Genomic DNA, 6,593 nt, shown 5'->3' with positions numbered 1-6,593 from the left:
GCCACGATCACGGCGGAGCGCGGGCGTTCAGCCGAAAACACATCAAGGCTCCCGTAACGCGAAAGCAGGGGGCCACATCGGTTCCGGGCTGACGCCCGCGCTCCGCCAACCTCCCCAACCGTTTGGCGACAAGCGGCGCAGAGTCGTGCCTGATCCCCAATCCCACACCCCACACCCCACACCCCACACCCCAAACCCCACACCCCTCCCCCTTGCCCCTGCACCGGGCCCGCGTTACGGACGAACAACGGCCGTCGATATTCATCAGACGGTGAAAACCATGAGGAAGCGATGCGGAAGATCTTCCCCGACGCGGCGTCGGCCCTCGAAGGCCTGACCTTCGACGGAATGACCGTCATGTCCGGCGGCTTCGGCCTGTGCGGCATTCCCGAGCATCTGATCGCCGCCCTGCGCGACAGCGGCGTCAAGGATCTGACCGTCATCTCCAACAACGCCGGCGTCGACGGTTTCGGCCTCGGCCAGCTGCTCGGCACCCGCCAGATCGGCAAGATGATCTCGTCCTATGTCGGCGAGAACAAGGAGTTCGAGCGCCAGTATCTGGCCGGCGAGCTGCAGCTCGAGTTCAACCCCCAGGGCACCCTGGCCGAGCGCATCCGCGCCGGCGGCGCGGGCATCCCCGCCTTCTTCGTCAAGACCGGCGTCGGCACCCTCGTCGCCGAGGGCAAGGAAGAGCGCGTCTTCAACGGCGAGCGCTACATCATGGAGACCGGCCTCGTCGCCGACCTGTCGATCGTCAAGGCGTGGAAGGCCGACGGCCGCGGCAATCTCCAGTTCCGCAAGACCGCCCGCAACTTCAATCCGATGATGGCCACGGCCGGCAAGGTCACCGTCGTCGAGGTCGAACACATCGTCCCGACCGGCTCGCTGGACCCCGACCACATCCACACCCCGGGCGTCTACGTCGACCGCATTGTCCTCACCGTGCCCGAGAAGCGCATCGAACAACGGACGGTGCGGGAGCGGGAGAGCGTCTGAACCGGGTGTGGGGGGTCGGGTGTGGGGTGTAGGGAATGAAGGAGCCGCTTTCGTCCTACCGCGAGCTTGGCGTCTGGCGAGATGGGATGGCCCTCGTGAAGGCTTGCTATCTCATCACACGGCCCTTCCCGAAGGATGAATTGTTTGGTCTGACGTCACAAATCAGGCGGTCAGCGGTCTCCGTCCCCGCAAACATCGCCGAGGGATACGGCAGGGGCAGCCGCAAGGACTACGTCAGACACCTGATGATTGCGCAGGGGTCGCTGAAGGAGTTGGAGACACATCTCATTATCGCCGCTGAAGTCGATTGCGCGCCGAGGACCGACATCGATCCTGCCCTCACGCGCTGCGACCAACTGGGCCGCGCTCTCGGAGCCCTGATCCGTGCGCTTCGCGCGAAAGACGATTGATACCGCCTGACCCCACACCCCACACCCGACGCCCTACGCCCTACGCCCTACGCCCCACGCCCCATCCCCCACACCCGGATCTTCCCCATGCCCCGCACCCGCGAACAACTGGCCGCACGCGCCGCGCGCGAGCTGCAGGACGGCTTCTACGTCAACCTCGGCATCGGCATTCCGACGCTCGTGGCCAACTACATCCCGCACGGCATGGAGGTCACCCTCCAGTCCGAGAACGGCATGCTCGGCATGGGACCCTTCCCCTATGAGGACGAGGTCGATCCGGACCTGATCAACGCCGGCAAACAGACCATCACCGAAATCCCCGAGAGCAGCTATTTCAGCTCGGCCGACAGTTTCGCCATGATCCGCGGCGGCCACATCAACCTGTCGATCCTCGGGGCCATGGAAGTGGCCGAGAACGGCGACATCGCCAACTGGATGATCCCCGGCAAGCTGGTGAAGGGCATGGGCGGGGCCATGGATCTCGTCGCCGGCGTCAAGCGCGTCGTCGTGGTCATGGATCACGCCAACAAGCACGGCCAGTCCAAGGTGCTGAAGGCCTGCACCCTGCCCCTGACCGGCGCCGGCGTCGTCAGCCGCATCATCACCGACCTCGCCGTGTTCGACGTCAAGCCGGGCGGCGGCGGTCTGGAGCTGATCGAACTGGCCGACGGCGTCACCCTTGAGGAGGTCGCGAGCAAGACCGAGGCCAGCTACACCGTTGCCGAGGACCTCAAGGCGTAGTCATAGTTAACCCGACCGGCCGCGGAGCCGGGGTGGGAGACAAGTGATGGCCGACGGAGCCTACCGCTGGCAGGGGCACGCCCCCGCGCCCGACGCCGCCCGGGTCGAGGCGATCGACGCCGCTTACGACGAGGCCGGGGCGCACGCCTTCGCCGAACCCGCCCGCGCCGCCGCGGTCGACCGGATCGAGACCGCCCTCGCCGCCGCCCGTTCCGGCGACCTCGGAGAGGCCGCCGCCCGGCTCGCCGACGCCCGATCCACGCTGCAGGGCCTCGACCCCGCCGCGCTGGAGCCGCGCCGCGGCCTCGTCGGCCTGTTCGACAGCCGCAATCGCCGCCTCAAGGCCTTCCGCGAGCGCTTCCGCCACGCCGCGGCCGCCCTCGCCGACACCGCGACCGATCTGTCCGGCCGGGTCGAGGCCGCCGCCGGCCGTTCCGGCGCCCTCGAGACCATCTGGACCGAGGTCCGCGACGCCATGGTCGAGCTCGACGCCCATCTGCTGGCCGCCGCCGGCCGCCTCTCAGGCCACATGCCCGCCGAGGACGCGCAGCCGCATCCGCTTGAAGCCCGCAAGGCGGCGCTCGACGCCTGCCGCGCCGCCGCCCTCGGCGCCCTCCCCCTGATCCGCGGCTCCCAGACCGTCGACGCCCGCGCCGCCACGGCGCTCAAGGCCTGCGGCGACGGGATGGCCGAATGGCGTCAGGGCTGGAGCGAGGCCCTCGGCCTCGCCGGCAAGCGGCCGAAGAAGGTCCGGCCCGACCGCGACCGGCTGCTGGCCCTGCGCGACGACCTGCTCGGCCGCATCGACCGGGCGCTCGCCGAACTGACCGTCTCGGGCGCCCGCCGGGCCGAACTCGAGACCCGTCTCTCGGCGCTGCGTTCGCCGCTCTGATCAGCCGGCGTTGGCGTCGGTCCAGCCGACGATCTGGGCGTTCAGGTCGCGCGTGGCGACGTCGAACGCCTCCACGATCGCCGACACCCGGTTTTCCGCCGCCGGCTGTTGCACCGTGAAGGTCCGCTCTGCCCCCACCGTCCGGTCCGGCATCGCCAGCAGCCGCACCCGCGCCGTCACCACCACCGTCGGCGTCGCCCCGGGCGCATCATAGCGGGCCTCGAAGGCGCGCATGTCGATGCTCAGCGAATGCTCGCCGCGCGACAGCTCGCGCGGCCCGATCAGCCGAACCCGGGTCGCCTGAGCCGAGAAGGCGTTCTCGAGGCTCTCCATATACAGGTCGCTGGCCGGCGAGACCCAGCGCGCGCCGCCGATGTAGGCGGTCTCGGTGCCGGTCACGCCGAGGATCTTGTCGCCCTCGACCGCTTCCGGGAATTCGACGCGGCGCAGGCTGACCTGGCGCAGAGCCATCTGCCCCTCGGCCGCCGCGCTGGCCGCCGCGGGCCCGCCGAACCGGTAGGTCTGGACCGGATCGGGCGAGGACAACAGGGCGCAGCCCGCCAGGGCGAAAGCGCCGGCCGCCGCGGCGACGGGTTTGATCGAAAGATGGATCACGGCTGGACCTCCAGTTCCTTGCTCGGCGCCCGGCCGATGAAGTCGCGCGGGCTGGACCGCACCTCGTCGACAAGCCCTTCCAGCGAACGCGTCGCGTCCTCGAGGCCCTGGATCGATTGCTGCAGCTGCGGCAGGCCGGTGGTGACGAACTCGTTGACCGGCGCCTCCGCCCCCGTGGCGATGCGATTGATCGAGGCCACGGCGGCCCGTGCCTCTTCGGCGGCCGAGTTGATGTTGGCCACGGCCGCCTTGCCATCGCCCTCGATAATGCCCCGGGCGCTGACCGCCAGGGCCTCGTATTCGGCGACGGCCGAGTTGGCCCGCGTCAGCGCCTGCTCCAACTGCTGCAGCATGCCCTTGCGCGCTTCCAGTTCCGAGCTCAGCGACTCGAAATTCTTCAGGCTGGTCGAGAACGACCGCACATTGTCGTCAGACAGCACCCGGTTGATCCGGTTCAGCGCGTCCACCGTCTGGGCCAGCACCGTGCCCGAGCCCGACAGCAGTTCGGCGATCGGCGACGGCTGGCTCTGGATCACCGGCACGACATTGTCCGGATACTGGGTCTTCAGGATCGCGCTGTTCGGATTGCCGGCCGTGATCTGGATATAGTTCAGGCCGGTGATGCCCTGCGGCTCCAACTGCGCCCGCGACGTGACCCGCACCGGCGTCGTGGCGTCAATCCGGATGCGGGCGATGACCTGGTCGCCCTTGTTCGGATCAAGGTTCAGATCGGTGACCTCGCCGACGCGGATGCCGTTGAAATGCACCTCGCCACCCTCCGACAGGCCGCGCACGGGGCCGTAGAAGACGATGTCATAGACGTCGTAGTCGTTGTTGAACTGCAGCCGGGCTAGCCAGATGGTGAACACCGCCAGCGCCGCCAGAAGGGCGATGGTGGCGATGCCGACGGCGGCGTAGTGGGCGTCTCTTTCCATGCTCGGCTCTCCTTAAGCCGCCTTGTCCGCAGCGCGACCGCGCGGACCAAGGAAGTATTCTCGTATCCACGGATGATCGGAACGCTCCAGCTCCTGAACCGTGGCCTTTTCGACGACGTGCTTGTCCGCCAGCACCGCGACCTTGTCGGTGATGGCGTACAGGCTGTCGAGGTCGTGGGTGATCATGAACACCGTCAGACCCAGATCGTTCGAAAGCTGTTTGATCAGCTCATCGAAGGCCGCCGCGCCGATCGGGTCCAGACCGGCGGTCGGTTCGTCGAGGAAGAGCAACTCCGGATCCAGCGCCAGCGCCCGGGCCAGACCCACCCGCTTGCGCATCCCGCCCGACAGTTCGGCCGGCTTGAGGTAGTGGGCCTCGGGGCCCAGCCCCACCATGGCGATCTTCATCTCGGCCAATTCGCGGATCACATCCTTCGACAGCTCGGTGTGCTCGACCAGCGGCGAGGCGACATTGTCGATCACGCTGAGGGACGAAAACAGGGCGCCTTGCTGGAACAGGATGCCGGTGCGCCGTTCGATGTCGGCCTCCTGCTCCTTGGTCAGGGTCGCCCGGTCGTAGCCGAGAATGCTGATCGATCCGCCCTCGGGCTCCTTGAGGCCGATGATCGAGTTCAGCAGGACGGTCTTGCCGGTGCCCGACCCGCCGACGACGCCCAGCACCTCGCCCCGCTCCAGATCAAGGTCGAGGTTCTCGTGGATAACGCGCTCGCCGAACTGGCTCAGCAGGCCGCGCACCTCAATCAGGCGTTCGGGCGTCCCGGCCGGAGCGGCGACGGAGGGGCTGGCGTCGGTCAAATGTCCAGCTCCAGGAAGATCATGGCGAAGATCGCGTCCAGCAGAATGATGGCGAAGATGGCCTGAACCACCGCTGCAGTGACCCGCCGCCCCAAGCTTTCGACGTCGCCCGCGACGGCCATGCCCTGCCGGCAGCCGATGGCGGCGATGACGATGGCGAAGACCGGCGCCTTGATCATGCCGACCATCAGATGCTGGCCCATCATGGGATCCTCGCTCATCCGCTGAACGAAGAAGGATGGCCCGTAGCTGAGCTGACTCCAGGTCACCAGCAGGCCCCCCAGCAGACCGGCCAGCATGCCGATAAAGGTCAGCAGGGGCAGCATCAGAACCATGGCCGCGAGCCGCGGGATGACGAGGGCCTGGAACGGGTTGACGCCCATGACCTGCATGGCGTCGACCTCCTGGTTCATCCGCATGGAGCCGATCTCGGCCGCAAACGATGATGAAGATCGTCCAGCCAGCAGGATGGCGGTGATCAACACGGCCAGCTCGCGCAAGGTCGCCACGGCGACCAGCTGAACCGTGAACACGCCGGCCCCGAACTGGGTCAGCAGGTTGGCGCCGAGAAAGGCGATAACGGCGCCGATGAAGAAGTTGGTCACCGCCACGATAGGAATGGCGTCCAGTCCGGCCCGCTCGCCCTGACTGAACCAGGCGGGCCAACGGATGCGGCCGGGCTGGCGCAGGGCGGAACCCACCGCCACGATCAGCCGGCCGAGGAAGGCCATCGACAGGGTCGCTTCCGCCGCGATATCGCCGACGCCGCGTCCGACCTTGGCGAAGCCCCGCACCCAGCCCGGCGACTGCTTCGGCGGCTCGGCGCTCTCCCGCTCCAGCTTTTCGACCATGGCGTAGGTGCGGCCGGCCTCGGGGCGCTGGCTCCAGGCCGACTTGGGCAGGACGCAGTTCGCAGCCTGAACGATGGCCAGTGCGCCGGCGGTGTCGAAGCGGCCCAGTTCCGTCAGGTCGACCGCATCGACCTTGCGATCATGCAGCTCGTCGTCGAGCCGGCGCGAAATCCGGCCCAATTCCGTCGCGGTCCAGTCGCCAGTCAGCCGCAGGGTCAGACCTGGTCCGCCGTCCTCGATCTGAAAGTCCGCTGCTGTCATGCCCCTACCTAGATTGCGCCGTTCGATTTGCCTACGGGCCGCGCACGGCGAAGCTGGGCAGACCGGAGAACGTCGC

At 68.0% G+C, this 6,593-nt stretch carries 8 protein-coding genes; 4 read left to right on the top strand and 4 right to left on the bottom strand.

All coding sequences use genetic code 11. The annotated features are described in order from the left end of the window. Positions 1-291 precede the first annotated feature (291 nt). From ACK4JY_RS14120 to ACK4JY_RS14105, 4 genes are all read left to right on the top strand, one after another. The gene (locus ACK4JY_RS14120) at positions 292-996 is read left to right on the top strand and encodes a CoA transferase subunit A (RefSeq protein WP_409606745.1); all 705 of its coding nucleotides are present in this window, start codon (positions 292-294) and stop codon (positions 994-996) included. Positions 997-1,031: 35 nt separating this feature from the next. Further along, positions 1,032-1,406 (top strand): four helix bundle protein, encoded by a 375-nt coding sequence (locus ACK4JY_RS14115; protein WP_409606744.1) that lies wholly within the window; start codon positions 1,032-1,034, stop codon positions 1,404-1,406. 87 nt (positions 1,407-1,493) lie between these two features. Then, the gene (locus tag ACK4JY_RS14110) at positions 1,494-2,147 is read left to right on the top strand and encodes a 3-oxoacid CoA-transferase subunit B (protein WP_409606743.1); all 654 of its coding nucleotides are present in this window, start codon (positions 1,494-1,496) and stop codon (positions 2,145-2,147) included. Positions 2,148-2,193: 46 nt separating this feature from the next. Then, complete coding sequence (locus ACK4JY_RS14105; RefSeq protein WP_409606742.1) at positions 2,194-3,039, top strand: hypothetical protein; 846 nt, start codon at positions 2,194-2,196, stop codon at positions 3,037-3,039. On the opposite strand, the gene ACK4JY_RS14100 is transcribed toward ACK4JY_RS14105, so the two are convergent. The 4 genes from ACK4JY_RS14100 to ACK4JY_RS14085 are packed head-to-tail and all read right to left on the bottom strand — an operon-like array spanning position 3,040 to position 6,517. Further along, positions 3,040-3,654 carry an ABC-type transport auxiliary lipoprotein family protein gene (locus ACK4JY_RS14100; protein ID WP_409606741.1) on the bottom strand — a complete coding sequence of 205 codons (615 nt, stop codon included), beginning with the start codon at positions 3,652-3,654 and terminating at the stop codon, positions 3,040-3,042. Then, entirely contained in the window at positions 3,651-4,589 is a 939-nt protein-coding gene (locus ACK4JY_RS14095) for an MlaD family protein (RefSeq protein WP_409606740.1), read from the bottom strand. Before ACK4JY_RS14095 ends, ACK4JY_RS14100 begins: the two co-directional genes overlap by 4 nt. 12 nt (positions 4,590-4,601) lie before the next feature. After that, a complete protein-coding gene (locus ACK4JY_RS14090) occupies positions 4,602-5,405 on the bottom strand; it encodes an ABC transporter ATP-binding protein (RefSeq protein ID WP_409606739.1) in 804 nt (267 codons plus the stop codon). Next, positions 5,402-6,517, bottom strand: a complete 1,116-nt coding sequence (locus tag ACK4JY_RS14085) for an MlaE family lipid ABC transporter permease subunit (protein ID WP_409606738.1) — start codon at positions 6,515-6,517, stop codon at positions 5,402-5,404. Before ACK4JY_RS14085 ends, ACK4JY_RS14090 begins: the two co-directional genes overlap by 4 nt. Between the last annotated feature and the right edge of the window lie 76 nt (positions 6,518-6,593).

The sequence above is a fragment of the Brevundimonas sp. genome, from assembly GCF_046295595.1.
In the GTDB taxonomy this organism is placed as follows: domain Bacteria; phylum Pseudomonadota; class Alphaproteobacteria; order Caulobacterales; family Caulobacteraceae; genus Brevundimonas.
Note: the sequence above shows the minus strand (reverse complement) of the source record. Positions and strands in the feature narration are given on the sequence as shown.